The sequence below is a fragment of the Caballeronia sp. LZ033 genome (assembly GCF_031451265.1).
Taxonomy (GTDB): domain Bacteria; phylum Pseudomonadota; class Gammaproteobacteria; order Burkholderiales; family Burkholderiaceae; genus Caballeronia.
The window spans coordinates 1495609-1521607 of the sequence record NZ_JARUXQ010000001.1 but is presented as its reverse complement, the minus strand read 5'-3'; the positions used below and the strand labels follow the sequence as shown (position 1 = coordinate 1521607).

General features: G+C 61.8%; 38 protein-coding genes. 19 read left to right on the top strand and 19 right to left on the bottom strand.

Going from position 1 to position 25999, the window contains the following annotated elements:
* Positions 1-341 precede the first annotated feature (341 nt).
* Together QCE62_RS07140 and QCE62_RS07135 are read right to left on the bottom strand one after the other, a co-directional pair.
* Complete coding sequence (locus QCE62_RS07140) at positions 342-611, bottom strand: hypothetical protein (protein ID WP_309915969.1); 270 nt, start codon at positions 609-611, stop codon at positions 342-344.
* Positions 608-1327, bottom strand: coding sequence for an HNH endonuclease signature motif containing protein (locus QCE62_RS07135; protein ID WP_309915966.1), 720 nt, complete (start codon positions 1325-1327; stop codon positions 608-610). Before QCE62_RS07135 ends, QCE62_RS07140 begins: the two co-directional genes overlap by 4 nt.
* A 43-nt stretch (positions 1328-1370) precedes the next feature.
* Here QCE62_RS07135 and QCE62_RS07130 point away from each other — a divergent pair, with 43 nt between their 5' ends.
* The gene (locus QCE62_RS07130) at positions 1371-1607 is read left to right on the top strand and encodes a hypothetical protein (protein WP_309915963.1); all 237 of its coding nucleotides are present in this window, start codon (positions 1371-1373) and stop codon (positions 1605-1607) included.
* Between the two features lie 177 nt (positions 1608-1784).
* Here the strand turns inward: QCE62_RS07130 and QCE62_RS07125 are convergent, their stop codons facing one another.
* From QCE62_RS07125 to QCE62_RS07055, 15 genes are all read right to left on the bottom strand, one after another.
* Positions 1785-1973: a hypothetical protein gene (locus tag QCE62_RS07125; RefSeq protein ID WP_309915961.1), complete on the bottom strand. Its 189-nt coding sequence runs from the start codon at positions 1971-1973 to the stop codon at positions 1785-1787.
* The gene (locus tag QCE62_RS07120; RefSeq protein WP_309915959.1) at positions 1970-2641 is read right to left on the bottom strand and encodes a 3'-5' exonuclease; all 672 of its coding nucleotides are present in this window, start codon (positions 2639-2641) and stop codon (positions 1970-1972) included. Before QCE62_RS07120 ends, QCE62_RS07125 begins: the two co-directional genes overlap by 4 nt.
* Complete coding sequence (locus QCE62_RS07115; RefSeq protein WP_309915957.1) at positions 2638-4455, bottom strand: AAA family ATPase; 1818 nt, start codon at positions 4453-4455, stop codon at positions 2638-2640. Before QCE62_RS07115 ends, QCE62_RS07120 begins: the two co-directional genes overlap by 4 nt.
* Positions 4456-4561: 106 nt before the next feature.
* Positions 4562-5134, bottom strand: coding sequence for a hypothetical protein (locus QCE62_RS07110; RefSeq protein ID WP_309915955.1), 573 nt, complete (start codon positions 5132-5134; stop codon positions 4562-4564).
* Positions 5135-5196: 62 nt separating this feature from the next.
* Positions 5197-6333, bottom strand: a complete 1137-nt coding sequence (locus tag QCE62_RS07105; RefSeq protein ID WP_309915954.1) for a hypothetical protein — start codon at positions 6331-6333, stop codon at positions 5197-5199.
* A gap of 12 nt (positions 6334-6345) precedes the next feature.
* Complete coding sequence (locus tag QCE62_RS07100; RefSeq protein ID WP_309915952.1) at positions 6346-7158, bottom strand: PD-(D/E)XK nuclease family protein; 813 nt, start codon at positions 7156-7158, stop codon at positions 6346-6348.
* Between the two features lie 57 nt (positions 7159-7215).
* Entirely contained in the window at positions 7216-7386 is a 171-nt protein-coding gene (locus QCE62_RS07095; protein ID WP_309915949.1) for a hypothetical protein, read from the bottom strand.
* A complete protein-coding gene (locus QCE62_RS07090) occupies positions 7383-7598 on the bottom strand; it encodes a hypothetical protein (protein ID WP_309915947.1) in 216 nt (71 codons plus the stop codon). Before QCE62_RS07090 ends, QCE62_RS07095 begins: the two co-directional genes overlap by 4 nt.
* 11 nt (positions 7599-7609) lie before the next feature.
* Positions 7610-8125 (bottom strand): hypothetical protein, encoded by a 516-nt coding sequence (locus QCE62_RS07085; RefSeq protein ID WP_309915944.1) that lies wholly within the window; start codon positions 8123-8125, stop codon positions 7610-7612.
* A gap of 70 nt (positions 8126-8195) precedes the next feature.
* Positions 8196-8642 carry a hypothetical protein gene (locus QCE62_RS07080; protein WP_309915941.1) on the bottom strand — a complete coding sequence of 149 codons (447 nt, stop codon included), beginning with the start codon at positions 8640-8642 and terminating at the stop codon, positions 8196-8198.
* Between the two features lie 169 nt (positions 8643-8811).
* On the bottom strand, positions 8812-9009 hold the full coding sequence (locus tag QCE62_RS07075; protein ID WP_309915939.1) for a hypothetical protein: 198 nt from the start codon (positions 9007-9009) through the stop codon (positions 8812-8814).
* Between the two features lie 18 nt (positions 9010-9027).
* Entirely contained in the window at positions 9028-9798 is a 771-nt protein-coding gene (locus QCE62_RS07070; protein ID WP_309915936.1) for a KilA-N domain-containing protein, read from the bottom strand.
* Positions 9799-9933: 135 nt separating this feature from the next.
* A complete protein-coding gene (locus QCE62_RS07065) occupies positions 9934-10776 on the bottom strand; it encodes a hypothetical protein (RefSeq protein ID WP_309915933.1) in 843 nt (280 codons plus the stop codon).
* Complete coding sequence (locus QCE62_RS07060) at positions 10773-11591, bottom strand: HipA family kinase (RefSeq protein ID WP_409017807.1); 819 nt, start codon at positions 11589-11591, stop codon at positions 10773-10775. The genes QCE62_RS07065 and QCE62_RS07060 overlap by 4 nt, the downstream gene beginning before the upstream one ends.
* Positions 11557-12123 (bottom strand): hypothetical protein, encoded by a 567-nt coding sequence (locus QCE62_RS07055; protein ID WP_309915927.1) that lies wholly within the window; start codon positions 12121-12123, stop codon positions 11557-11559. Before QCE62_RS07055 ends, QCE62_RS07060 begins: the two co-directional genes overlap by 35 nt.
* A gap of 27 nt (positions 12124-12150) precedes the next feature.
* Between QCE62_RS07055 and QCE62_RS07050 the strand changes: the two genes are divergently transcribed.
* The gene (locus QCE62_RS07050; protein WP_309915924.1) at positions 12151-12474 is read left to right on the top strand and encodes a YdaS family helix-turn-helix protein; all 324 of its coding nucleotides are present in this window, start codon (positions 12151-12153) and stop codon (positions 12472-12474) included.
* Positions 12475-12756: 282 nt separating this feature from the next.
* Here the strand turns inward: QCE62_RS07050 and QCE62_RS07045 are convergent, their stop codons facing one another.
* Positions 12757-13035 carry a hypothetical protein gene (locus QCE62_RS07045; protein ID WP_309915922.1) on the bottom strand — a complete coding sequence of 93 codons (279 nt, stop codon included), beginning with the start codon at positions 13033-13035 and terminating at the stop codon, positions 12757-12759.
* Between the two features lie 153 nt (positions 13036-13188).
* On the opposite strand from QCE62_RS07045, the gene QCE62_RS07040 reads away from it, so the two are divergent.
* From QCE62_RS07040 to QCE62_RS06995, 10 genes are all read left to right on the top strand, one after another.
* A complete protein-coding gene (locus QCE62_RS07040; protein ID WP_309915919.1) occupies positions 13189-13566 on the top strand; it encodes an XRE family transcriptional regulator in 378 nt (125 codons plus the stop codon).
* The gene (locus QCE62_RS07035; protein ID WP_309915916.1) at positions 13563-13742 is read left to right on the top strand and encodes a hypothetical protein; all 180 of its coding nucleotides are present in this window, start codon (positions 13563-13565) and stop codon (positions 13740-13742) included. Before QCE62_RS07040 ends, QCE62_RS07035 begins: the two co-directional genes overlap by 4 nt.
* Positions 13743-13752: 10 nt before the next feature.
* Positions 13753-14988: a phosphoadenosine phosphosulfate reductase family protein gene (locus QCE62_RS07030; RefSeq protein ID WP_309915913.1), complete on the top strand. Its 1236-nt coding sequence runs from the start codon at positions 13753-13755 to the stop codon at positions 14986-14988.
* Positions 14989-15163: 175 nt separating this feature from the next.
* Entirely contained in the window at positions 15164-15553 is a 390-nt protein-coding gene (locus tag QCE62_RS07025) for a GIY-YIG nuclease family protein (protein ID WP_309915912.1), read from the top strand.
* Positions 15553-16497: a hypothetical protein gene (locus QCE62_RS07020; protein ID WP_309915909.1), complete on the top strand. Its 945-nt coding sequence runs from the start codon at positions 15553-15555 to the stop codon at positions 16495-16497. Before QCE62_RS07025 ends, QCE62_RS07020 begins: the two co-directional genes overlap by 1 nt.
* Entirely contained in the window at positions 16494-17885 is a 1392-nt protein-coding gene (dnaB, locus tag QCE62_RS07015) for a replicative DNA helicase (RefSeq protein ID WP_309919679.1), read from the top strand. The genes QCE62_RS07020 and dnaB overlap by 4 nt, the downstream gene beginning before the upstream one ends.
* On the top strand, positions 17882-18424 hold the full coding sequence (locus QCE62_RS07010; protein WP_309915907.1) for a polynucleotidyl transferase: 543 nt from the start codon (positions 17882-17884) through the stop codon (positions 18422-18424). The genes dnaB and QCE62_RS07010 overlap by 4 nt, the downstream gene beginning before the upstream one ends.
* Complete coding sequence (locus QCE62_RS07005) at positions 18421-18852, top strand: recombination protein NinB (protein ID WP_309915904.1); 432 nt, start codon at positions 18421-18423, stop codon at positions 18850-18852. Before QCE62_RS07010 ends, QCE62_RS07005 begins: the two co-directional genes overlap by 4 nt.
* Before the next feature lie 235 nt (positions 18853-19087).
* The gene (locus QCE62_RS07000; RefSeq protein WP_309915901.1) at positions 19088-19735 is read left to right on the top strand and encodes a hypothetical protein; all 648 of its coding nucleotides are present in this window, start codon (positions 19088-19090) and stop codon (positions 19733-19735) included.
* Between the two features lie 40 nt (positions 19736-19775).
* Positions 19776-20261 carry a hypothetical protein gene (locus QCE62_RS06995; protein WP_309915898.1) on the top strand — a complete coding sequence of 162 codons (486 nt, stop codon included), beginning with the start codon at positions 19776-19778 and terminating at the stop codon, positions 20259-20261.
* Positions 20262-20348: 87 nt separating this feature from the next.
* On the opposite strand, the gene QCE62_RS06990 is transcribed toward QCE62_RS06995, so the two are convergent.
* Entirely contained in the window at positions 20349-20687 is a 339-nt protein-coding gene (locus QCE62_RS06990) for a hypothetical protein (protein ID WP_309915897.1), read from the bottom strand.
* A 151-nt stretch (positions 20688-20838) separates the two neighbouring features.
* Here QCE62_RS06990 and QCE62_RS06985 point away from each other — a divergent pair, with 151 nt between their 5' ends.
* From QCE62_RS06985 to QCE62_RS06955, 7 genes are all read left to right on the top strand, one after another.
* Positions 20839-21147 carry a hypothetical protein gene (locus QCE62_RS06985; protein WP_309915895.1) on the top strand — a complete coding sequence of 103 codons (309 nt, stop codon included), beginning with the start codon at positions 20839-20841 and terminating at the stop codon, positions 21145-21147.
* Between the two features lie 144 nt (positions 21148-21291).
* Positions 21292-21717: a hypothetical protein gene (locus tag QCE62_RS06980; RefSeq protein ID WP_309915892.1), complete on the top strand. Its 426-nt coding sequence runs from the start codon at positions 21292-21294 to the stop codon at positions 21715-21717.
* Between the two features lie 129 nt (positions 21718-21846).
* The gene (locus QCE62_RS06975) at positions 21847-22491 is read left to right on the top strand and encodes a hypothetical protein (protein ID WP_309915890.1); all 645 of its coding nucleotides are present in this window, start codon (positions 21847-21849) and stop codon (positions 22489-22491) included.
* Positions 22492-22536: 45 nt separating this feature from the next.
* Positions 22537-22842 (top strand): hypothetical protein, encoded by a 306-nt coding sequence (locus tag QCE62_RS06970; RefSeq protein WP_309915887.1) that lies wholly within the window; start codon positions 22537-22539, stop codon positions 22840-22842.
* Positions 22843-22924: 82 nt separating this feature from the next.
* A complete protein-coding gene (locus QCE62_RS06965) occupies positions 22925-23092 on the top strand; it encodes a hypothetical protein (protein ID WP_309915883.1) in 168 nt (55 codons plus the stop codon).
* Between the two features lie 45 nt (positions 23093-23137).
* Positions 23138-23863, top strand: coding sequence for a hypothetical protein (locus QCE62_RS06960; RefSeq protein ID WP_309915881.1), 726 nt, complete (start codon positions 23138-23140; stop codon positions 23861-23863).
* Positions 23864-23867: 4 nt separating this feature from the next.
* Positions 23868-25991 (top strand): terminase gpA endonuclease subunit, encoded by a 2124-nt coding sequence (locus QCE62_RS06955; RefSeq protein WP_309915878.1) that lies wholly within the window; start codon positions 23868-23870, stop codon positions 25989-25991.
* The last annotated feature ends 8 nt before the right edge of the window (positions 25992-25999 follow it).

The following is a 25999-nucleotide window of genomic DNA, read 5'->3' as shown; positions in this document are numbered from 1 at the left end:
ACGTCGATGGTCTCGCCGGGCAGCAGCATGGCTTCCTTGATGTCACGATGATTCACGGCTTGACCTCGTCGGAGAACAGCTCGCCCTGTGGCCGATTGGTACGGCCGCTGGTATCCACCAGGTGCGTCGGGCAAAGATGGGTGTCCTCGCCGACCTCGTGCGCATGCACCGCGCAAAGGTTCCGATCGCACGTCTTTCCGGGGCGGGTCCGGAAGTCGCATTGGTAGACGCTCGTCGCGTGGCATCCCTCCACTGAGCAGCGCTTCGTGCGCGCTCGGCCGCGCGTGCAGACGATCCCGGATGTACCACCGGGCAGGCGGAAGGGTGTGCAGGGCATGGCATCAACCTTTCAGTGCGTGCCGCGTGATGCTGGCGATCCCGTTCGGAAGCGTGTCGCCTTGGATGGTCGTGTGTTCGGGCTGCATGAAGTCCGAGCCGCCGGCGCTGGTCGCCTTGATGAAATCGACCTCGACCTTGGCGCTGTCGACCAGGACGCGCGCGACGTCGGCGACGGCTCGTGCCCGTTCGACGTCCATGGGGTTTTCGCGGTTACGCAGATCGGAGAGGGTGTCGAGCAGATGCTGACGAACAGTGTTGATGTTGTTGCTCACGATTTCTTCTCCTTCGCCTCGCGGGCGATACGATTGACTTGGCGCGTGATCGCGCCCTTGAGCTGCACGAGCTTCGCCAATTCCGGATCTCGGTTGCGCGGGTGGTTGCGTTGCGCGAGTTCGGCGCGGCTAACGAGCTCAAGCGCATCGAGCGTGATCTTGCCGCGATCGGCGGTGCGCCGGCCCGGCAGGAAGCACACGACGTGACCCGATGGAACAGGACCGTTTGTTGCCTCCCACACCAGCCGGTGGACGCCTACCCAGCGCCGCGCCGGCACGGGATGTTCATCATTCACCTTGCGCTCGAGGTAGCCATCCGCATTGATGCGCTCAGAACCGATCGGCACGTAGTTGTGCTGGGCCGCGCCGCTCATCGAGCCTTTCTTGAACTGGGTGCGCCGCGTGTTCGGGTGCGTGCCGACGATTCCCTTCGTGCCTTTGCTCCACGGCTGATGCCCAGGTTTGAACTGAGTAGCCTGCATGTTTGGATGCTGTTCGCCGCGCTGAATGCGCCCGCTGCGATCCGACTCCATGAATGCCTCGGACTTGTGCAGCCCTAGGTCCGCCGCTTTCGCGTGGACTCGTGCTGTGGAACAACGGAACACGGCGGCCAGTTCGGCGGTCCGACGGTCGGCATACTCGCGACGCAATTGCTCGATCTCTTCGGGGATCCAGAACCGGCGCGGCGGCGTAGATCCGGGCTTTCGCTTCGTCATCTGAGAACCTCAAGTTTTTGTAGCGCCTGCCGAAAACCTTGGCATGGATAATTTCGACACCGATCCCGCGGACGACGCGGCGTACCAGACGATCATTGCGGGGCTCTCCGAGACTCGCGCAATCTTCGGAACCACGAACGCTATCCGGAAGGGGCGCGGCGAGCCGCCGTTCACCCACGACATCAACGCATACGCGGACTGGATCGAAGCCGGCGAGCCCGAGGATCCGGCCATGGCGCCCATCATCAAGCGCCTGATCCGCGACGGCCATACGAGCTGATCGGCTCCGCCTGTCGGATCACTGCATAGCCGTCCACGATGTAGGAAACCTTCCGCTCGGTGTCGGCGGCCACCATCGCGGCCACCGCGCCGAGCAGCTCATGCACAAGCGCCGCCGGAGGCTCGTTCGCCGCTTGGTAGCGATCGAATGCGGCGCGGGCCGCGCGGCGCCGGGCGTTCATGCCGCCGCGGCGCCGAACTGACGGTCCAACTCGCGCACACGATGGATCACACGCTCGGGCAGCGCGAGGGCCACGCCGCCATGCAGCGCAGCGAACGCTGGCCGCAACATCTCGCGATCGACCTGCGGCAAGTCGGCGTGCTCGAGGCGCTTCAGCGCCTCGTAAATGGGCTCGGTCGTCGTCACGCGGCCTCCAGTGCTTTGCGCAGGTACGGATCGACATCGGGCTGCTTGAGAAGCCACTGTCGATAGCTCGACGGGACCGCCTTGATGTGCTCGCCCTTGTGCTTGCCGAACGGCATGATCTCGGGCACGCGGGCGGCCTCCGAGTACGTCCACAGCGCCTCCCAGCTTTCGAATGGTCCGGCCGCGTCATTCATCGCGCACAGCAGCCAGCCACAGAGGCCGCAGTCGGTGAGCGCGCTATGCGCGTTGCGCACGAGTTCGCGTGTCCTAGCGCGATCGATGGACAGGCGGTACATGAGCGCGGTCAGGCTGTGGCTGTCCGCGTGTGGCCAGAGGTTGCGCGCCAGCGCGAGCGTGCAGATGCGCTTCACGTGCGCCGGCGAGCCAATGACCTCCCAGTCGAAGTCGACCTTGTGTCCGATGATGTAGGTCACGTCGTCAGGCAACGCGAAGGTGCTGCTCGGGGGACATCCGATAAGATCGGAGTCGAGGATGTGGTGCGTCGCCATTGCTCCCGACGTAATTTCCTTCGACGGCTTGTAGCGGCGCTCAAAGCTTTCACCCAGTTCGATGCGGTTGCCGCAGATGTGCGCGCGGATCCACGCCGCCTCGATCAACTGCGGTTCGTTCGCGTCCGTCGTTTCGGTATCGAAGATGATGGCGTTCACGCTGCCTCCGCAACGTTTGCCGCGAGCAGCTCGCCATCGGCGATCCAGTGCGCACGCATGGTGTCGTTCAGACCTTCCGGAACTTTCTTCAGCGTCGCGAACACGAGTGCCGTCTCAAGCTCCCCTTGCGTCGCCATGTCATCCAGGAGCGCAAGCAGATCGGATCGACCGGTCAGGTCGAGCACGTCGAACCGGTCGAACGACACGAGCTTTGTCTCGGAGATCACACCGATCGTCAGCGCGAGCAACGCATCAACGCGATACTGCTCACTCTCCGACAGAAGCGAGTAGAGTCGCTCGCCGGCGCGGATCGCCATGCCGGAATCGATCCACGGCACCGGCCAGGCAGCGAAGTGCGCGAAGTCAGCGAGCTTCGTGTTGATCGGCTCGAGAGCCTTCGACAGCATGTCGCCCGGGATACCGTCAGGCGAGAGCGCATCCGCGATCGCCAGCCAGCCGATCACGTCGGCGTGGTGCGCGGCGGCCTTCTTCGTGTTCTCAGCGGCCGCGTCGGCGGCTTGCTTCGTGGCGTTCAGCCTGTCCAACTCCTCGCGCACTTTGCGCTGGATGTTCGTGGCCTCGGACAACGCCGTCCGCACTGCGCCAAGATCCTCGTCGGACACCGGATCGGCATCGGCGGTCAGCTTGAGCGCCTCTTCGGCCGCCCGGGCAGCGGCAATATCGCGCTCGTCATTTGCGACCGAACGCAGCATTGTGTCGCGCGCCGAGACGAGAGTCGGAAGCGATTCGCGGGCCTTTTCGTCGCTGGCCTCGCCGATGGCGCCATACTGCTTCTCGTACGCAGACATCGCGGCCGCGACGGGGCCGAGGTCGAACTCGTCCCACCCCGCGACCTCGCCGTTCAGGTGGTAGCCAGCGACGCCGTCGGAATCCGACATGATGGCCGCGAACATGCCGACGGCAGATGCCAACTCGTGCACCAGCCCCTTTCGCGGCGCGGAGCCGGCGCGGCCCTGCGCATCGGTCAAAGCTTGTTCCGCCTTCGCGAGCTCGCCCTTGTCGAACTCGAGCTTCTTTTCCAGCCGCACGAGACCTTGCGCCGTTTCGAGGTTGCGTTCGTGCGCCGCACGCGATGATGCGAATGTGCGGTGCTTCTCATGAAGCGCGCCGAACTCCCGATTCACATCCTGCAACCGAGCGTCCGCCGATTCCAGTTCCTTCAGGACCTGAGCATGACGCGCGGCGTCGAAACGCGGCACCTCTTCTGCCCAGCCCTCGGACTTTTCCTTGCCCCACTGCTCGCCCGTGACGCCCTTCCATGCTCCCTTAGCTTCCTTCGCCTTATCCTTGACGAAGTCGACGGCCGCGGGGAAGCCGGCGCGCAGCATGGGCAGCACCGCTTCGATGCGCTTCTCGTCGCACTGCCGTTCGAGCAACAACTTCTTCACGACCTCGGGCGTCGCCCGGAGTCCAGTCAGTTCGAAGAGGAAAGTGCGGCGTTCGTCGGCCGTGGCGCGAGCGAAGCGCGACGGCTCGAGCAGAAACGGAAGCGCGCCCAGGTAGGCGGTAAGCGGCGCCGAGTGCTTCCCATCGGGCAGCGCGAACGTCGCAACTCCGGCATCCGTCTCGACCGTGGCGAGGCCCTTCTTGGCTCCCTCGCTGACGGCTGCGCCATATTCCTTCTTCAGCGTGACGCGGCCCATGTGCCCCAACAGGGCAGCGTCGATTGCTTGTTTCAGGCTGCTCTTGCCCGCGCCGTTCTGTCCGGCAAAAAGGGTGACGGGCGTGTCGATCGTCACGTCGACATCGTGCGCGCCGACGAAGTTCTTCGCAGTGATCTGGTGAATTCGCATATCGATTCTCGATGGTGGGTGGGAGCGCACGAACGTCGTGCATGGATCCGTACGCGGGGAATCTGCGCGCTACACACGCAGCCGGTCCGTGGCTCCCATTGAACTGTTACTCGACAAGGTCCATTTGCTTGCGGCGGCCGCGGCGCTTGGCCGGATTCTTCTGGGCCTCGACCTCCTTTGCCGCCGCATTCGCGCCGGCGCCCGTATCGGTGTCGCCGTCATCGGCCTCATCGCCGCCTTCCGGATCGACGGTCACCTGGACCTCCTGATTCAGCACGCTGGTCAGCTTGCCGATCTCAGCCTCGGTGGGATTGCCTTGCACGCGGTAGCCGATGACGACGGTGCCGCCCTCCTTCGGCTCGATGACGAACTTGTTCACCTTCGCGTCCCCGAACACGATGTCTTCGCGGCCGCTGGCGCCGTGATGAACCACCACGCGCGCGTGGTCATACTTCTCGTCCCACTTGATCGCGCCCATCCGCGGGTTCTTGAGCATCGTCAGATGGCTCGCGTCCGGCTCAATCTCGCCCTGCGGCGAGTCATCCTTCATGTAGAGAGCAGACTTCAGCGTCGACGAGAACATCGCGAGTGCATCGTTCGTGGTGTTGAGGCTGAACCTCAGATCAACGCCCGTGACGCTCTCGTCGCCGTGCTTCTCAGTGCGGATGTTGATGTGCATCAGCTTGGTCAGCTGCGTGTCCGTTTCGAATGGCATATGCAGTGCTCCTGTGAAAACCGTGATTACTCGACGCTCGGGCCAGCGCCGCGCGAACGACGGCCGCTGCGTTGGAAGCGGGACTTCAGGTCGTTTGCGATCGCGGTCAGGCGCTTTTCCGCTTCAGGGTCAGGCACATCGGCGATCAGCGCGATCGCGGCGGTCAACTCGTCCGTGCTCGCAGCAGACTTGAGACGCTCAGTGATTTCAGCTTCCGTAAGTGGCGTCGACGCGCCGTCGTCAGCACGTTTCTGATGCGGGTCTTGAGGTGCGCCGTCTTCGGTTCCACGACCAGTTGGAGAATCATCGGGGGCGCCTTCGGGTTCCGGCCTTTCCGCACGGGCGGCCGCGGGAGACACCGATGCACGACGCAGTGCGTCAACATCGACTGCAATCGAGCCGTCAGGCTGCGTTACGGCGTCGATGGTGTCGCGAACCTCGTCCTCGGTCTGCAGGCCCATGAGAAGTTCCGGCGCATAGATGCGGCCGAAGAACGCGCCGCTTCGATAGCGGAGCATCTGGTCCGGCATCGTCCGCCACTTGCTGCCGTTCTTCGTGAACCAGCCTTCGCGCACAGCGAGTTCGATCGACACCGGCGAGGACTCGAGGCGCGCCCCGGTGGCCTTCTCTTCGACCCATGCGATGCACTGCTTGTCGCTGATCTTGACCGTCTGCGTGACCTCTTCGCGGTAACGCTTTCCGTTGTCCTTCTCCTTCCACTCGAACGAGATATATTCGACCTCCTTCTCGCCCAGATCGACGATCTCGAATCGCAATGGCGTGAACCGTCCGCAGTTGTTGATTTGCGCGATCACGAACTGTGACGACCAGGACGGGCGCCCCTCGATGATCGACAGGTTCTGCATCACCATGAGCGGGTCAGCGCGCATGCGGTACGCCATGTTCACGGCAACGATGCAGTTCGAAACGGCCTTCGGGTTCTCGCGCGTGGAGCTCACGTTGCCGTATCGATCGGTCTTCTCGATGACACTCCGATACGACTCGGGAACCAGGTCAGACGTCGCGAACATTTTTGCAACGCGCTGGATCAGTTCGAATGCCTGAAGGCTGTCAAACCCCGGGTGGATCATCGGGAGGTGCGCCTGCCTGTCGGGCTGCTGCATCACATCGGAAAGGGGCCGGGCCTGTGTTGTCGCGTTCACTGAATACTCCGATTACTCGTGATAAATGCAGCTGTCCCAGCGCGAGCAGTACTGCTTGCTGCAGAGGTATGACTGCGGATTCGGGGGAAAGAGGCCTGCACGGAACATGTCCGCAGCCAACTGGATCAGCCCTGGTGCTTCGTCAGTGCCGACGAGTACTCGGCGTGCGTCGAATACCGCGCTGACAGCGATCGGCGTCTTCGAGGTGGTGCCGAGACCGATGATCTGTGCGCCCGCCGTGCGCTCACGGGCGGTGTGCTCGTACATGAGCTGATAAGTGCCGGTCTGCGCCGAACGCGACTTGATGTTGGCTACGCCGTTCGTCACCACGCGCGTGCCGGTCTTCACGTCGGGAATGATGGTGCCGTCGTCTGATTCAGCGACGCGCGCCCGGTCCATCGTTCCGGTCAGCGTGATGTTTGTGCCACCCCCGCAATCGATCACGAGCGGCTCGAGCCGCATCTCCACCGCAACGTACTGGAATTGCGGGGCGATCTCGGTGCAATAGCGCGACGTCAGCACAAGGCCGATGCGCTCCGCTTCCGCCAGCTTCAGTTCGTCGTTCGAGAAATCGACGTCATATTCAGGATGGTGCAGCGAGTCGACGAACACGCCAGCGGCATCGTCCGGTGAGATATCGGCATTCGCCAGGCGCGCGCTGTCGAAAGCTGCAGTACCCGCGTGCACGCCGGTTCCCAACAGCGCGCGCAAACCCGCAGGCTTGCGCTTCCCGAGCAGATGCTCACCTTCCCAAGAATACGCGCAGTCGAAGAATTTCCCGAACGATGACGCTCGGATGCTCAGGTTCGACGGTTGATAGCTCATCACGTAGCAGATTTCGAATGAAGGACCGGCATGTACGAGGAGTCGAACGGCGGATCGTCAGGCAACATCGACCACGCCAGCACGAGCACAAGCATCGTGGCCAGCATCGTCAAGATCGGGTGACGGTTCGTGAAGTTCGTGAATCGAAGACGCAGCGCTCTCACAAGCACCTCGAATGAAAAGAACAAAAAGGAAGGCGGCGACGCCCCAAGCAGCAACGATGTTCATGCGAGACCTCGGACGTTCATGTGCGTGTAGGTGCGCGCGACGGACTGGGGGACATGCCCACGGCCGATCACCACGCGAGGCGTGACACCACGGCGATCCAGAGCTGCTTTCGCGTCGCGCTGGCGACGCTCATTCCGAGCGCGCAGCGCTTCCAACTTCAGTTCCTCGACGCGATCGCGCGAAAGTGCTGCAGGCTTCGAAAAGAGCTTCATTGCTGACCTCTTCAGTTACCCGCGACGCGGGTGGATTCGGGCTGCGTGTCCGTGCGATCGACCATTTCCTTGGGCTTGCGTTTGCAGTCGAAGCCGGCGTCGCGCATGGCGTCGTAAATCTCGTTGGAGATCTGGCAGCGGATCCCGATCGCGGCGCTGCGCAGGGCGGCTGCGTTGTCGGGATCGACGGTGGACTGCCGGGTCATTTCAGCAGCAGCGACTTCCAGTACGCACGACCGCTGGTCCTTGCTCGAACCGAAGGCGCCGCTGAACCCCGCCACAGCAAAGCCGCCCTGCGTTGTCTGCCCGCAGTTGAATTGGGAGAAAGACGACGCGTATGCGCCGAGAACAGGCGATGAAACGTTTCTGACAGTTGACGACGTGTGCTCCGGCGACTGGCTAAACTCAATCTGTCCCTGAGCCACGGATTGCGACGTCGAGGTTTGAGTGGCAGACGAAGTGCTTTGTGCGTGGGCATTCGCTGCTCCCAGAAGTGCTACGATTGCGATGGCTGTGAATTTATTCATGGCGGCTCCTTCCTCGTGTGGAGTCAGGCCCCGAGTGCTGCGAACCACTCGGGGCCTCTTCGTTTCTGGATTAGTACGCGTACGAACCGCTCAAGCCGCTGTAACCGCCGGCCGAGTAGTCGACGCCCGCGCCGCCCTTCGTGGCGCCATAACCGTCGCCCGACGTGTAGCCGCTCGAGGTCGACGCCGTGTTGCTGCCACCCACCGCACTCGAGAACGAACCACCCGCGCCGACGGCCGCGCCGCCGTTGTAGGCGTACGAGCCGACCGCGCCCACGCCCATCGCGGTGCCGCCGGCCGCATAGCCGTAGCCCGCGCTGTTCGAGGACTGCGTCGAATAGCCGTTGCCGTTCGAGCCGGAGGTCGCCGACGAGCCGCCGGAGAGCGTCACCGAGCTGCTGAAGCCGCCGCCAACGCCGAACGAGTCGGCCGCCTGTGCGTGGCCAGTGAAGAGGGATGCTGCTGCGAGTGCGATGACGGCTGCTGCGATGAAGTTGCGTTGCTTGTTGAGTTGCATGGTGGACTCCTCGTTATGCGCGAACCGGTCGCGCGGCCGTACTGCGAAATCTGTAGTTATTGAACGAACGGGAACATGACCATCGCGGCGAACACTGCCGCGCAGACGGCCGCGACGATCCTGTTCAGCATCTCCGCGCCGCGATAATCGGCCTCGGTCAGTGCGCGCATCAAAGGACCCCGAACTGATCAAGCTGTTGGTCGATCCAACGGCGCTCCGCCGCGAGGCGTTCAGCATGGAAGTCGACAAACGACGCAGTGCGCGCCGTGTCTCGCTGAGCACTGCGGTACAAAGCGTCGTTGCTTGCACGCAGTTCTCCAACAATGGCCGCGCGCTCGGAGCGGGCAGCCTTGAATGCCTTTGCCATGGCTGTATCTCTATCGCGTTATTGCATCAGTGCGGCAACCTTCGAGGCCGAACGCAGACATTCGTCAGCGCACGGCTGATTGCCACGAACGTTGAATTTTTGGATCTGCTTGGCGGCGACGAGCTCGGCCATGCTGGTTGCAATCAGGTCGTCGATATTCATGACGTCGCGGAGACTGCGGCCCTTCTTGTAGTCGAGGCCGTTCGCTTGGCAGATCTCCTTCTTCGAGCCGCCGAGAGTGCCGCGGTAGATCGCATTCGTGCAGTCGCCGAAACCGCGACCAGTCACACCGTGCTCAGACAGAGTCGAGGTGAAGCGGGCGCGCGCGACCTTTCCCTGCACCCGCTTTGCCAGCCACTCCTGCTGGGCGGGCGATGCGCGATCTGCGATTTCGTCTGCGAGGGTGACGTCGCCAGCCTTGGCGCGCGCATATACCTCGTTGACCTGCATGTGAAGTTCGGGAGACAGGTACTTGGCGTATGCCAGGGCGATCTGCCAATGGGCGAACGTGCCACCGCCCTTGCCGCGCGTTGCTTTCAAAATGTGAGTTGCGGCCACATTAAGAGTGCCGGCGACGGTCGAGATGAAGTCCCACCCCGGGCCGCCAGAGACTGAAACCTTCCCTGTCGTTCCGGACGTCTTTGCACGCGGACTACGCGTCCACGCGCGCGGGTCGAGTTTGCCAATCGCGAAACCCTGCGCTTGCGCGGCGGTGAACAGGTCCGTCAGGCTGATGAGCCCGGCGGCATCGCACTTGACGACGGCCTTTCCAACGACGAGAGCCTGCATGGCGGTTCACTCCAAGGGCAGCCGGGCTGCGATGGAGTGATATTAGGCAATGCCATATCTTTTGTAAAGAGGCAATGCCATATCTTTTCCAAAAAAAAAGCCCGCATGTGCGGGCAACAACGATCGAACTCGGACTTACGCTGCTTGCTTGACGAGGTGCTTAGCGACCTCTCGTGGCGAATCGAATTTCCTGACCACGATGTCACGGGCTCGACCTTCATAGTAGATGTATTCGAAATTCTCGCTGATGCTGCGAGCGTCTCGAGTAGTCAATCCTGGTGTGGCTTCATTTGGCACACCCACCAATACTTCTACCTGCCTAACCGTCAATGGATTCTGCCGCCTGACTTGCTCAAGGTCGAATATTTTGATCTTCAACGCTCGGATATCAGCCCCTTGTCGCGGCCGGATCACGCCGAAATTCGCCGCATATTCATGGTGCATATAGCTGATCCGCGCGCTCTTCTTGCCAGAAACCTTGACGTTGCGTTCGAATCGTTCATCCCAGGTAGCGTGCTTGCGAAGCACGCTTTCGCGAACTTTCAACGACCACTCAGCGAACACCCTCGCCACTTCGCTTGTCCGTGAGTTCGCTTCCCCGAACGCCGTCACGCCCAAGCTCGAAGTGAGTCGAATGGCCTGGTCGAAGACCCCGTTGATATCGTCGGCAAGCGCGTCGCGAGGCTGGCCGAGGAAAACACCTCCAAAAGGAAGCGTTATCTTCTTCGGATCGGTGTGCTCATCGAGCTGTCGCTGCACTCGCTCCAAAGTCTGGACGACGACAGCCATCATTCCGGTGCTGTGCTCACCGTACAACATTGTGAGCGCCGCCTTTGGTAGAGTCGAACGTACTTGCCGCTGACCATCTCGGCCGACAGTGATGACAGCAATGGTCAATCGTTCGCCCGAGCCAGGAATCGGCTCTAGGTAGATCGGCCACCAGTCGGCGCTGTAGTCGGGAAGTTCGAACGGAATCATGCCTGTGCAGTCACTCTCAAATACCCCTGTTCGGGCTGGGTCCGAGTCGCTAGAAGACGGTCTAACTCAGGCAACCTCGCCGCCAAAAAATTCGTAAGGTCTGCAAGAAGTTCCGAGCCACGACTGAGGTACTCAATACCGTCGGAAAGGTCACTTCCCAGATTTACCTCATGGGCTTTAGCCGCCTTGCTCCTCAAGAGAGAAAGCACCTTCTTTCGGTCCTCATCGTTCATCATCGAGATGTACTCGTCAATGAGCCAATTTTTCACCGAATCGTTAGCGCTTACGGCTGACGACATCGCGCGCTCATGGTCGATGAACAGCGGGCCAGCGCTTGACCCGAACAGAATCTGACGGTCGTGGCGATCATCGTTAGCGATCCATTCGTCGAATACGCCCGCCAATTCCAGCAATTTCGCTTGCCGGAGATTATGCAAGATCAATTCTCTGTCTCGCAACGGACGAGCGACGTCTGGATGATTGAATGCTTGGCTGCCGAACATTAACGTGGCGCCTTGCTTCGAAGTCACACCATAATTGCCTGTCCGTACAAAAACCAATAGCGGCGAGGGGCAAGGAACGCCCATTGTGCCGCCAATCGCAGCACAGAGAAGCTCGACGAACAATCGGCGTTCGTCTAATGATTTGATGTAGGCCATCACATCACCGCCTTCGGCCAGCCGACAAGGCGCGAGCCAAATGCGATGGCTTCCCTCAACTATCTCGTTGCCGCCCGGCAACGCGACCGCTGTCTTCCAGGGAACGATGGCAACCTTCGGTCTAAGCGGAACGACGACCGCTCCTCGCTTTGTCATTTTTCTTTGAGCTGTCTATTGTCGGCTCGGCGCTCTCGGCTTTCTCGATCGCCGCCATTACTTCGTCAATCTTATTCGAGCTGATTTGAGGGACGTTGGACCCTGTCGGAAGCCGTTTCTGCAGCATGTGCAGCAACAGTTCGACTTCTTCTACTACCATTACGCGCGAAGCCACAAGCTCCTGAACCACATCAGCAATCTGGCCCGCAATCTTCCTCACCCGTTCATTTTTCTCCGCCGTCGGCCTCCTGACGCTTCCTGAGCTCACACTGGTCTTCGAGCCAAGAGGAATCTCCGTACGCGCCGCTGGGGTGACTACCACGAAATCGAGCCCCCAATACTCCGCTGAGACGACGTCCCCGAAGTAGTCGACAAGGTCGTTGATCCTGTGCTTCGCTAAGCGCCCATATTTAATCCAATCTTGGACCGATGCGGGCCGGACACCCATAGCGTCCGCAAAGGCCTTCTTCGTGACGCCTTTCTTTTCAATGGCCTGCGATATTGCGCGGCCGAGATCCGGACCAGTAAGCATTGCCTTATTTGACCTTCAAAGGTAGGGATGCGGCAATGCCTTGCTTTTGATGAGGCAATGCCATATATTTGCCTCATGAACTCAATCCAGACCACTGCCGTTCAGAAAGCCTGCGAGCTCGTTGGCGGAAAAGCTGCCTTGGCTCGAAAGCTAGGTGTTCAGCCGCCTACCGTTCAGCAATGGGTAGACGGTAAGCGTCCTATCCCTGCGGACAAATGCACTGCAATCGACCTGTTGACCGGCGGTATGGTCAGCCGAAGGGAATTGCACCCGAGATGGCGCGATATCTGGCCGGAACTCGTTTGCGAAGTGCGATCTTCGGCCGATGCGCTTCCGCAGGTGCAGATATGAGAGACGCTATACAGCACGACGGCCCCCTTCGCCGATCAATGGCCGGAATCCTGTCGGAAGCTGTTGCAGTGCTTTTGCGACTCGCACAGGAAGCGAGCCGTAGCGGTCTAACCGAAAACCGGCAGAAGCTATCTGATGTGGTGGCGTCCGTGTACTCGATCTTCGGTCTAGCGGAGGCCTCAGATCAGCAACGCGTTTCGAGGGGCACTAAGCCTGCGCAGTCAGTTGCCAGATCTGATTTTGAAGAGCTGCTCGAGCAACGAAATCGAGAACGGGAAATCTTCAAGAAGATGGAAATCCCGGATCGTTCGACCAGTTCTCTATCCGCGAAAGCACCGCATACAACCCTTGCAAGTAGGCGTCGGTCGATTCTGGCGACGCGTTCGCTTGCGCCTCCGTTTGCGCGAGGCGTTTCAGTATCAATTCGACGGTCGCGCTCGGATCTGGATTGGAAAGGACGGCGTACTTGAGTGCAGTGGTTAGCGCGTCGACTCTCGCACGCTGCATTTCGAGCTCGACCAGGATGAACTGGAGAGTTTGCTCGATCTTTTTGTCGGTCATGCGAGCCCCGCTGTGAGTGGGTTGAAGAGGTCAGAGGCTTTGATTCTCGCATAGCAGTGGTTCGCATCTTTTCTTCTCGGCTGGTTGATACCGGCCTTTATTTGGCCCCCGGCTCAACGGGTAATTCAACAGGTAATCCGATTGATTTAGGCGATGGACAACAACAACAAAGACCTACCGCTGATGGGCGGACTGCTTACGGGGCCGACCTTCTTGGCCGATGCGGACGTCGCCCGCTGCATGACGTATCGCGACGCTGTGAGGCTGGCGTGGGCGAAGCGCCGTTCGATGGGTATGAGCCAGTCGACGCTTGCTGAGCGTTGCGGCCTCTACGCATCGCACGTCACCGACTACCTCAACGCGCGCGACGCAGACGCCCACGGGCGCACCCGCCGCTCCCTGCCTGCCGAGAAGATCTCGATCTTCGAGGCGACCGTGGGCAATCGCGCGATCACTCAATTCCTCATCCGGCAGGCGCAGCTGACCTGCATGGAAGAGATCATCGCGCAGCGCGCGCAGAGGGCCGCATGAATGAAGAGGAAGCCCGTCAGATCGTGACCAAAGTTGTCGCCGAAGTAGCGACAGCACATGGCCAAACCGAGGAGGCAATCACGCGCGCGGTACGCGCCCGCTGCATTGCCGATGCATACGTGATGAAAGCGTTCGTGACCATCGGCTTGATCGCTGCACGACCGAGCGCTGCATAAAGAGGTCTGCATGTCCACGCAGATGGATTTTTTGGCGGCGGGTGCACAGCGCCTGCAGATGACCGAGTCGATCGAACTAACGATTCAATCCATGCTGGCCTATGGCCCTGAGCACGAGCATTGGGGCATCGCCTGGTCCGGCGGGAAGGACAGCACCGCGACCCTCACGCTCATCTGCTGGCTGATCGACACCGGCAAGATTACGCGGCCGAAGACGCTGACGGTGTTCTACGCCGACACCCGGCAAGAACTCTCGCCACTGGCGATCTCCGCCGAGCGGATCATGGACGAGCTGCGCGAGCGCGGCATCGCGGTCGAGGTGGTGCGCGCGCCGCTCGACAAGCGGTTCATGGTCTACATCCTCGGGCGCGGCGTCCCGCCACCGAACAACAACACGCTGCGCTGGTGCACGCGGCAGATCAAGATCGATCCGATGGAGGACGCGCTGCGCCAGCGTCTCGAGGGCATCGGCGGCAACATCCTGATGATCACCGGCGTGCGCCAAGGCGAGAGCGCGATCCGCGACCGGCGCATCGAGATGAGCTGCGGCAAGGACGGCGCTGAATGCGGGCAAGGCTGGTATCAGCAGGTGCTGCCGAACGCGCGCGGCCTGCGCGGCCGGATCGCGACGCTCGCGCCGCTGCTTCACTGGCGCGTCTGCCACGTCTGGGAATGGCTGCGCCACTGGGCACCGGAGGAAGAATTCGGCGACTGGTCGACCCGCGCGATCGCCGACGCGTATGGCGGCGACGAAGCTGAAGAGCTGAACGCGCGCACCGGCTGCATCGGCTGCCCGCTCGCCCAGGAAGAGAAGGCGCTCGAAACCGTGCTCCGCAATCCGCAGTGGGCGTATCTCGCGCCGCTGCGCGGCATCAAGCCGCTGTGGCGCGAATTGCGCGAGCCGCAGCACCGCCTGCGCAAGCCGGGTCTCGAACTCCTGAAGGACGGGTCGTATGCAAAGAATCCGCAGCGCCTCGGGCCGCTGACGTTCGAAGCCCGGCTGATGGGCCTCGATCGCATCCTGTCGATTCAGGACGAATGCAACCGCGCGGCGCGAGCCGCCGGCCGGCCGCTTATCAACCTGATCGACACCGAGGAAGAGGCTCGCATCCGCGCGCTGATCGCCGCCGAAACATGGCCGCAAGGCTGGGAAGGCGACGAGCCGACCGGTGATGTGATCCTCGACGTCGTCTATTCGAACGGCGTAGTGCAGCCGCAACTGTTCTCGACGGAGGATGTGCTGTGAGCGACTTCCCCATCAAGGACCCAGACCTAGCGGAACTGTCCGAGCTGCTCCATCGCATGGAGATCTGCCAGACGCGGGAGCCGTTTCAGTGGATGGCTGGCACCGCGATCAGGCGCCTGCGGGCTTACGCGCGTCGCATTGAGCAAGCGAAGCGTTGCGTCGGAGCGGCCGACAAATGAGCTATGGATTTGTCTACATTCTCGCAAACTCGGCGATGCCGAATCTCTATAAGGTCGGCTTCACCGAGCGTAGCCTCCACGCACGTTGCGAAGAACCCAATCGTGCTACCGGCGTTCCTAGCAATTTTGAAATCGTTTGTTATGCCGAATACGTCGACGCTCGCACGCGCGAACGCGCGATCCACGCAGCGCTCGCCGATTTACGCGACTCGTCAAATCGAGAGTTTTTCTGCGGGGATCTCAAACGCATCAGCCACATGGTGATCGACGTTGAGGAGGCGGCTTCTGTGTGCGAGCACCAACTGCCGTTTTTCCTTCTTCAGTCTGCTAGTCGTCGCCCGCGCGCCGTGCGTTGCAACCCTGCAAATTTCCGAGGGTTCGACTGATGGCGATGCGCGAATACGGCAAGGTCGGTCCTCAATTCTGGATTGGCGAGACTGGCAAGCGGCTGCGCGCCGCAGGCATGGAGGCGCAGATCACCGGGATGTATCTCATGACCGCCCCTCACGCAAATATGCTTGGCCTCTATTACCTGCCGAAGCTTTACCTCGCCCACGAAACTGGTTTGGGCATGGAAGGGGCTTCGAAGGGGCTTCAAAGGTGCATCGAAGCGGGATTTTGCGCTTATGACGAGGCCTCCGAGATGGTTTGGGTCTTCGAAATGGCGCGGTATCAGATCGCCGAGTCACTCTCGTCTGGCGACAAACGGTCCGCAGGCGTGCAAAACGAATACAACGCCCTCCCTGAGAACCCATATCTGGCGGCCTTCTTCGAGAAATATGGTACCGCCTACAACATGACGAAAAAACGCTTTTCGGTGGTTAAAAACCCAAGGCCCTCGGAAGCCCCTTCGAAGGGGCTTGGAAGCCAAGAGCAGTATCAGGAGCAAGAGCAGGAGCAGGAAAAGACAAGGGACGCTACCGCGTCTGTCCCCGACGACGCTGCCGCGCCGCCGGTGGACTTGCTCGGAGGCCGCCCTTCGACGAATCCTTTGCTCTGCCCGGCGGAAAAAATCGTAGCCGCGTATCACGAGCTGATGCCGGACAACCCCCGGGTGAAGGTGCTCAACGAAGCACGCCGACGAACGATCGCGGCGCGATGGCGAGAAGCATCGCGCCTTGCCAGCAAACCTTTCGGCTATTCCAACGTCGCTGACGGCCTCGCTGCGTGGCGAAGCTTTTTCGCCGTGTGCTCGCAGTCGGAGTTCCTCACCGGCCGGTCGAAACCTCAGCCAGGCAAACCACCGTTCCTTGCCGATATCGACTGGCTCATGAGCCCGGGCAACTTCGCGAAGTGCCTCGAAAACAAATACCACCGGGACGCCGCATGAACGCGCCGCACGACCTTCCGGAAGAAGCCGTCAACGTTCCGCCGCACGCGGTGGAGATGGAGCAGTCGGTGCTTGGCGCCCTGCTGCTCGACAACGATTCCTTCGATCGCATCGGCGAGCTACGGGCCGAGCACTTCTATCGCTACGACCATCGGCTCATCTTCGAATTCATCTCGAAGCTGCTTCTGGTGCGCCGGCCCGCCGATGCGTTGACGGTCTTCGAAGCGGCTTCGACGCTCGGCAAGGAGCGTGACATCGGCGGCCTGGCGTACATCAACGCGCTGGCCCAGAACACGCCGAGCGCCGCGAACATCGCGCGCTACGCGGAGATCGTCATCGATCGCTGGCGACTGCGCGGCGTGGTCAGCATCGCGGACGAGATCGCGGCCGCGGCGATGGCGCGCAACGGCCGCACGGTTGGCGAAATCATCGGTGATGCCCAGTCGAAATTCGACCGGCTGTCGGAATCTCGTGCTAGCGAGCCGCGCCTCTTGAGCGAGTCGCTGGTCTCAATCGTCGAGCAGCTCGACGCCCAGCATCATGGCGCGCCATCCGACGCGATCGCAACGGGCTTCACGGACCTCGATGCGAAGCTGGATGGCGGTCTGAACGGCGGCGAGCTGGTCATCATCGCCGGCCGGCCGTCGATGGGAAAGACAGCGTTCGCGATGAACGTCGCCGGCAATGTCGTCGAGTCCGGGCCTGTGCTCGTGTTCTCGATGGAGATGCCGGCGAAGCAACTGCAGCAGCGGAACATCGCGCGCGTCGGCGGCTTACCCCTCTCGCACGTAAAAAACGGTTCGAAGCTGACCGATGAAGACTGGCCCCGCATCACGTACGCGGTCCAGGTGCTCGCGGACCAGCAGCTGTTCGTCGATGACGAGGCCGGGCTGACGCTCGCGGAAATCGTGAACCGGAGCCGCGCGACCAAGCGTAAGCACGGGCTGCGGCTCATCGTCGTCGACTACATCGGTCTGATGACCGGCGGCGAGGGCGACAGCCGCACGCAGCAAGTCGGCTCGTACTCACGGGGTCTGAAGGCGCTCGCCAAGCAGCTCGACGTCCCGGTCATCGCCTTGTCGCAGCTCAACCGGGGCGTCGATGGCCGACCCAACAAACGTCCCACCATGTCCGACCTTCGCGACTCGGGCGAGATCGAGCAGGACGCCGATTCGATCCTGTTCCTGTACCGCGACGAGGTCTACCACCCTGACTCGATGAATCGCGGCACAGCGGAAGTGATTGTCGCGAAGCAGCGAAACGGCGAGATCGGCCACGTTCGGCTGGCATTCAACGGCGCGCATTCTCGCTTTGCGGACCTCGCGCCGGGTTATGTGCACCCCGCCCCCAATGCGCCGCAGCGCGCGAAACGAGGATTCGACGAATGAACGCAATCACCACGGAATTCGATGCACCAGCCGTTGAACGGCTGATCCCCATGGCGTCCGGCTCGCGCAACATCCTCGCGATAGACATCGGCACGACCTGCGGATGGGCGCTCCGCGATTCCAACGATAAGCGACGCGGCGGCAGCATCTCGTTCTCGGCTCGGAAAACCGATGGCGCCGGGCAGCGCTGGCTCAAATTCACCGCGCACCTGTCCGCGCTGAAACGTGAAGTCGGCGATCTGCACGCGATTTACTACGAGCACGTGATGGCACACGGCACGAAGGATCGGCCGAACACGATTGCCGCGCACGTGTACGGCGGATTCCTCGCGCAACTTGAAATCTTCTGCGACGTGAACCGCATCCGTCTCGAACCGGTCGGCGTCGGCGAGGTGAAGAAGCATTGGACTGGCAAGGGCAATGCGAAGAAGGACGCGATGGTCGCGGAAGCGAAGCGCCGAGGCCTGCGTGTGGAGGACGACAACCACGCTGATGCGCTCGCCATTCTTGATCTCGCGATCGCGCGCGAGTCCGCGTGAGCGCCGGCGTGGCACGTCTCTATCGCGAGTTCGTCATCACAGGGCCGTCCGTGTGGCGCGCGGCCGTCGAATTCATCCGCGAGAACGCGAAGGCGTTTATCGAACGAGGCGCACCCATTCGCATGATCCTCACGACCGAAGATCGAAAGCGCACGCCGGAGCAGAACGCGCGCTACTGGTCGGGCGCAGTCCTTGGCGCGATCGCGCAGCAGGTCTGGATCGACAGTCAGCAATTCAGCGAGGACACCTGGCACGAGCACCTTGCCGAACAATTCTGCCCGCGCGTCGAGGTCGTGTTGCCAGATGGACGCCTGTTCAGCCGTCGGAAATCAACGAGCGAGATGACAGTGAAGGAGTTCTCGGATTACGTGCAGCGCGTCGAGGTGCACGCGGCGTCGGAGCTGGGGGTTGAATTTGACCATTTTTAAGCCACCACACCGCCAGCCCGAGAAATATGGCGAGCGTCGCCGCGAGCGCGGGCGCAGTCCACTCGAGATTCTGATAGAGCGCGAGGCGGGCACGTGCAAGGGGTGCCTGTACATCCTGCCCTCGCCGGTCATGGGCGGCAAAGAGATCGCGTGCCGTAAGCGCATGCGCAAAGCATCACTGTCGGTAGAGGTCAGCCGCCGATGCCACATTTACGATGATGGGAGCCAAAAATAGATGGACGCCGTTTTCAAAGACACTCGACAGGCTCTGCACGTTTCCTTCTTGGTCCTGAGCCAAGAGCCGCGACAGCCGAGCGCGATGATGAAAGCAATCATTCAGGCGCTCGAAGCGCTGCCGGAACTCACGACGAGGCAGGAGCAATGGCTGGAGCAGCTGCGCGGTGAGGCGTCCAGTACGCTGAACTTCGGCGGCTTGACGTCGGATGAGGTCCGCGCGCAGTGCGCGGCAGTGATCAGCGCGGTGCGAACGAAGTTGCACCATGCCGAACAGTGGGAGGTGACGGCGCGGTTCGGGCAAAACGATTTCACGGTCGATGATGACGGCGTGCGCAGGCATTTCTTCCTGAAGGAGCGCTCCGAGGCCATTCAAGCGCTGGCTGGGTGGCTTCAGCCTTCGTTCCCGGCAGTATCCACGCTTGCCATGGATTGCCTTCTCGCCAAGCTTTTCGCAAATCACGCGAAGATGGAAATCAGCTTTCGCGATCTGGCCAAGTCGTTTGGCGGAAATCACATGACCTACGCTCGGGCTTTCCCTGTGATAAAGGCGCGGATCATCGAAATTGACGAGAATGCAATTCAGCGCCTCCGCCCATACTTTGAACGCACCGGCCTCGTGGAAAAAGAAGAAGTTGCGGAGGCGTGATCCCGCGATAATATCTCGATTCAACTTCCGGGGATGAAAAATGACATACTCTTCCATCAGTGAGATTGTCGCGAAAAAGCTGCGTACGGCTCACCAAGCAGTTTCTGATCATCGAACGTATGCCATTGAGTTCGTGCTGGCTTTGCGTCAAAGGTTGATCGTCTCAGACAGAGAATTTGCTTTGTTGAATCCCCAAAACAGCTTTGGGGGACGTTCCTTAATTGGATGGGAAATTATCCAAACAGACGAGGAACTCACAAAGTTCGAAGACGGCGCACTCTTCTTTGGCGTAGCATTGCATTTCGCAGTGGGACCGCAGAAAGCGCTTCTAGTACTGCCCGTAAAGCTTGAGAGGTCGGGCGGCGATGCGGCCTTCACTCTCGGCCGATCCGGGAAGGTCGGTCGCTATGAAGTTTGGAGCAACGACTTCAGCGTTGTGGCGACCAATGCGGTAACTGCTTTCGGTGTTGCGGCAACCAAACTCAGCTTTAGCGGCCTCGGACCGCATGAAGTGGTTATCGATTGACTTCCCTGTTACAGCGCACTATCATTTTCGCTACATTGCCAGAACTCACGAAAACGCCCGCACCCGCGGGCGTTTTTCTTCTGGACTCTATGCATAGTGCGCTTTGACGACGAGCCGCCACTGCACTGCACCTGCCAAGATCGAATGCTGATGATGGTTCTGCGGTGGCAGCGCGTGACCCTTCGTCGAAACCGCACTATTTCCGCATCCCTCGCATCGGTAGATTCCAGACAACGGCGCAATTGCCCCTGGAGCATGGAGAGCGTCAAACTCCAGACCTTGCTCCTGAATCAGATAGTTTCCGTTTTTGTAGTAAGCCATTTTCATTCTCCATTTGAATGGCTGAGTTGGTGCGCTGGCTGTCGCTTGCAGCTTGAGCGCTTCGCCGACATGGCGAGAAGCCATCGTATGAGGCTCGTTGTCCATTTTCAACCCGTCGTGTACTAAATACCTCGTGAGCGCTGTGCCAAGGGGCGGCAGACGTCGTGCGTAAGACCCCTGGCAACTGATCGCTCGCTGAACATAACGCCGCTTGGCATGCGCCAAGCGGCTTTTTCTTTTCCCGAAGAGGCTCACCATGAAAGTGACCGTCGCTGTCGCCGTCGTTTCTGCTTCCCTGCCTGCCGGCGTGACCGCTGGTCTGCTGCGCCTCGCCATCGTCGATTCGATCGGCACAGTCGTTCAGCAGCAGGACGTGTCCGGCACGAGCGCCGATTTCGACGGGCTCTCGGCCGGCGACTACACCGCGACCGCGCAGCGCCTCGATTCGACAGGCGCGCCGCTCGGCGACGCGGTGGCCTCGCCGTTCACCGTGCCGAGCGATGGCTCGGGCGGCGCCACCGGCACGTACGACGCGCCGCAGAGCATCACGGTCACCGTCGGCTGAACGTCATGCGACTGCTAGGGCGGCTGTGGCGCGCCGTCCGCGCGATTTTCCGCCGGCGGCCGCGCCGCGCGACCGTCGATCTTCCCGTCGCCGTGATCGTCACTCACCACAGCTGATTCTCACGGCTCGATCAAGGAGCCTGCCATGCGCACGCTGCGTTTCGCACTTCCCTTCCTCGCTGCCGCCCATTACGTCGTCGACAACACGCTCAATGGCGGTCCCGCGCCCGATACCGAGAACGCCCGAGTGAAAGCCATCCCCACGCTGCCGCCCGCCGATCCGACGCTCGACATCAACGAGGCGAACATCGGCATGGATCCCGAGCAGCACACGTCGATCGTTGGCCACGACGAGAACGGTGACCCGCTCACGGTCGCCGAAGTCGCGAAGCGCCAGGCTGAAGCAGGTGAAGAGAACGGCGCCGGTCAGGAGCTCAACCCCGTCATCGCGGGCGCAGATGCTCACGAGTCGCTGTCGAGCGATCCTGGTCTGGTCGATCCGGTCGAGCACGTCGAGGACGATCCCGAGCACCCGGCCGAGCACGGCGGCGAAAAAGACGAGCAGCTCTAGTCCTCGGGCGCCTGACAGGGACGGTCAGGCGCTTTCCTTGCCGCGCGATTCGGTGGACGGTCGCGCGGCTCTTTTCTCTGCGCCATGGCAGCTCCCTTCACAGTCTCCGTACATGCGAACGTGCGGCAGGTGAGCCGCGCATTCAATGACCTTGAGCGCAAGCAGCTACCGTTTGCGACAGCCACCGCCCTCACCTCGCTCGCCAAGCTGGTTCGCGATGAGGAGGTGGACAACTTGGCTCACACCTTCGCCTCGCCCACGCCGTTCACCCTGCGCTCTGTCGGCGTCACCGCGGCGCGAAAGGCCACGATGCAGTCGACGGTCTACGTGAAGGACATTGCGGCCGCATATCTGCAGCCGTATGAATTCGGTGGCGTTCATAAGCTGAATGGCCGGGCTCTGTTGAACCCGAAGAACACGCGGCTCAACCAGTACGGCAATCTGCCCCGCAACACGCTCGCGCGGCTTAAGTCCCAATCTGACGTCGTCGTTGGCAGCGTCACGTTCAAGAGCAGCGGCGAAACAGTCAGCGGTGTGTGGAGCCGGCCGCCCAAGGAGCAGCAAGTCGCGACGAAGCGCGCCGGGCGGCGCGGAAAGAATGGCAACCTCGCGGTCAAACGCGGAGGGCTAAAGCTCCTCATCCGCTTCGGTGACGCCCTTCCGGTTCATGAGCATCTGGATTATCGAGCTCGGGCCGCGGCGATCATCAACAAGAACTTCGATCGTGAATTCTCGATCGCGCTGCGCAAGGCAATGACCACGGCGCGCAAGTGAGATGACATCAAAATCAACAGCCCTACGGCAGAAGGCGAGGCAGCTATGGGAAACCAACACCGTCAGATCAGCGGATACCGCGAACTGTCGCCAGCCGAAATCGACCTGATCAACCGGATCAAGGCCCACGCGGAGGAGACGCGCGCGCTCGTCGTTGCGGTCCGCGAGACCGTGGATCTGCATCACGCGATTCCGACGCCGCTGGACGCCGAGCCGGGCGAATTCGTTTCGGTCGCGCTCTATGGAGGTCATAACGACGGTCCGTTCCGATGGGTCTGCTTGGCAGACGATCATCTGCAACAGGGTTTCATGGCGCTGACGCGCGCTGTGGCTCAGCCGACGTCCTACTAATATGGAAGCGCGAAAGAAGTCCGTGCCCCTCCAGGTGGTCCGGCAAGTCGATCGCACCTCTGGACGCGCTGTCGATCGTGGGATGGTGGTCACGCTGCCCGATGGCACGCCTATCGCCGGCGTGATGTCGGTCACCATCGAGCAAGGCTCGCTCGGCACCAGCCCGATCCTGACGCTGCGCATCTTCGACTTCGGCGCGTCGATCGAGTCTCCCACCGAGGCCGACGCGCGACCCGGCGAGGAATTGTAAAACCTGCTCTTCAAGCCCATCCGACCCGCGTCGAGCGACCATGGATTGGGCAATATTTTCAACGGGTCCTTCCAGCGCCCTTTCGACAACGGGGGCATTGCGCGCGCCCGTTTTTCGTTTTCTTTTCAGCAAAAAAAATGCGTTACACCGCTTTCGCGCTGCGTTCAACGCAGCGTGACGCGGATCGACGCGAAACCCGCATCGGATATGGCGAAAGCAGCGCGTAACGTCGTCGGGAAAGGCGAGCTATGCGCGCTGCTTGGATGGTCGCGGCCGCGCCTCGATCGCCGACTGAACACCGATCGAAAATTCCCGGTGAAGAAGCGCGGCACGGCCGCTGGCGGATGGGAATTCGATGCGGGCAAGGTCATGGCGTACCTTGGCGCGCAGGAGTTGCCGGTGGCGCCCACCGCGCCCGCGCCAGTGTCGAGCGCGCCGGATGCGCCTCCACTGCGGAACAGCACGGCGACCGCCGGCGGCGTGCAGCACGCCGGCGAAAGCACGGCGCGGCAGCGGCGCGATGAGGCTCAGGCTGCGATGCTGGAAGACAAGCTGCGGCGCGAGCGCGGTGATCTGGTCGAGCGGCACGAACTCGAGATGGTGCTCGGCACGATGGTGGCCCACCTCGGCAAAGGCCTGGACGGTCTGCCCGACATGATTGTCAAGAAGCTTGGCCTGCTCGAAGAGACCTCGGACTCGATTCGCGCTCTGACCGACGACCTGCGCGTGAAGATGGTCAACGACCTGCGCACCCTTTTCGATTTCATCTGAGTCCATGATTGAAGCGGCATATGCGCGCGCTGGCGCGATCGCGTCGAAAGCGCTCGAAGGCTTGGTGCCGCCCAAGCGGATATCGGTGGCGGAATACGCGCTGGACCATCGCCGCCTCCAGAACGAAGGTGGCGGCTATGTCGGCAAGTGGACGCACGACATCACGCCGTATCTGGTCGAGCCAATGGAGTGCGTGACGTCGCTGGACTATCTGACGACGGCTGTCGTCGGACCGGGCCAGAGCGGCAAGACAGAAATCGCGCAAAACTGGCTGTTGAAATCGGTCGCGAACGACCCGGGCGACATCCTCTGGTACATGCAGACGGACCCCGGGCTCGAAGCGTACGTCAAAGGTCGGATCAACCCGATGATCGACCTGCATCATGAGATGCGGGAGAACCTCGGCCGGCGGCCAATCGACGACAGCATCCATTTCAAGCGCTTCCGCGGCATGAAGGTGGAGTTCCTGTCTGCGACGTACAGCAACCTGATCAACAAGTCGGCACCCCGCATCGTCGCTGACGAAATCGACGCTTATCCGGACAACTTGGGCGACATCAAGGCGCTGCTCGATATTCGCCGGCAGACGTTCGGGCGCCAGTCGATGATCCTCGCGGTCAGCCACCCGGACTTGGCGCGCGGCATCAACCCGGACAAGGACTGGACCGCCGGCGTCATGGCGATCTACGGCGACAGCGATCGCCGCGTCTGGTATTGGCGCTGCCCGCACTGTGGCGCATGGTCGAGCCCGGCGCCGACGGCCGAGCGCTACATGACGCTCCACTATCCCGAAGACGGCACGCTCGACGAGATCGAGGCGCAGACGCGCCTTTTGTGCCCGGTGTCCGGTTGCCTGATCGAAGACAGCGAGCGGCGCGAGATGAACCGCACCGGCCGCTGGATCGGGCGCGGACAGACAATCTCGCAGGACGGCGTGGTCACGGGCGAACTCGTGCGCACGAAGACCGCGGGGTTCTGGATCCTGGGCGTGATGAGCCCCTTCGTGCTCGGTGGCATCGGCGCGCTCGCGCGGGCCCGCGTGAAAGCGGAGCGTGAGCTTGAGGTATCTGGAGATGACAACACGCTGCGCCAGGTCATGGTGAAGCAATGGGGCATCCCCTACTCGCCGCCACGCGCGCTGGGTTCCGTCGACGCGAACGATCTTGCGGATCGCGCCGAGCGCGAGACACCGTTGCAGGTCGTGCCGGAGGGCGTTCGGTTCATGACGTGCGTAGCCGACTGTCAGCTGTCGCACTTCGAATGGCTCGTGCGCGGATGGGGCGAGCATGGCGAGAGCTGGATCATCGACCGCGGGCGCTTGCCCGCCGATCCGGCCGCGTCGCCCGAGGACTGGGACAAGCTGCTGACGGACGTGTTCATGCAGACATACCCGCTCGCAGATGGCTCCGGACGACGTATGGGAATGCGCGGCAGCGGGTACGACTCTGCCGGCCAGCCAGGCGTCGCGCAGCAGGCGTACGCGGCGTGGACACGCTGGCGGCGCGAGCGCGCGGCGCGTCTTTTCGGGAAGATCGGTGGGCGCGACGTCTGGTCGATCATTCCGACGAAGGGCGGCACGTCAATCAACGGGCCGAAATTGAACGTGGTCTATCCGGACACGTCGCGGGCCGCGAACAAGCGCGCGAACGCGGGTACGGTGCCGATCGCCTCGTTCAACCCGAACTTGTTCAAGGACGATCTGGTCGGCCAGTTGCGGTGTGGCGAAACCGGGGCGTGGTATGTGCACTTCCCGCATGCGTTGCGCTCGAAGGAGCAGCCGCACGCCTGGTTCGAACAGATCGTCTCCGAGCACAAGCTGCCAACCGGCCGATGGGAAAAGATCAATCCGAGCGCGCGTAACGAGGCGCTCGATCTGATGGTGATGTCCCACGTGGTCGCGCACCTGCACGGCCTCTCGCGGATCGACTGGGCGAAGCCGCCGAGCTGGGCGGCCCCGTGGGATAGGAACTCGCTCGTCAGCGATCCGCCCAAAGTCGTCGAGGCCGAGCTTGTGACTGTCGACGGCGCGCCGCCGGCGCCAGCTGCCGAAACGCCGCGCGCCGCCGCCGTGAAGTCCACAACGGAGCCGGGCCAGCGCAAGAAATCTCTCATCAGCCGCATGGCATAGGAAGAATC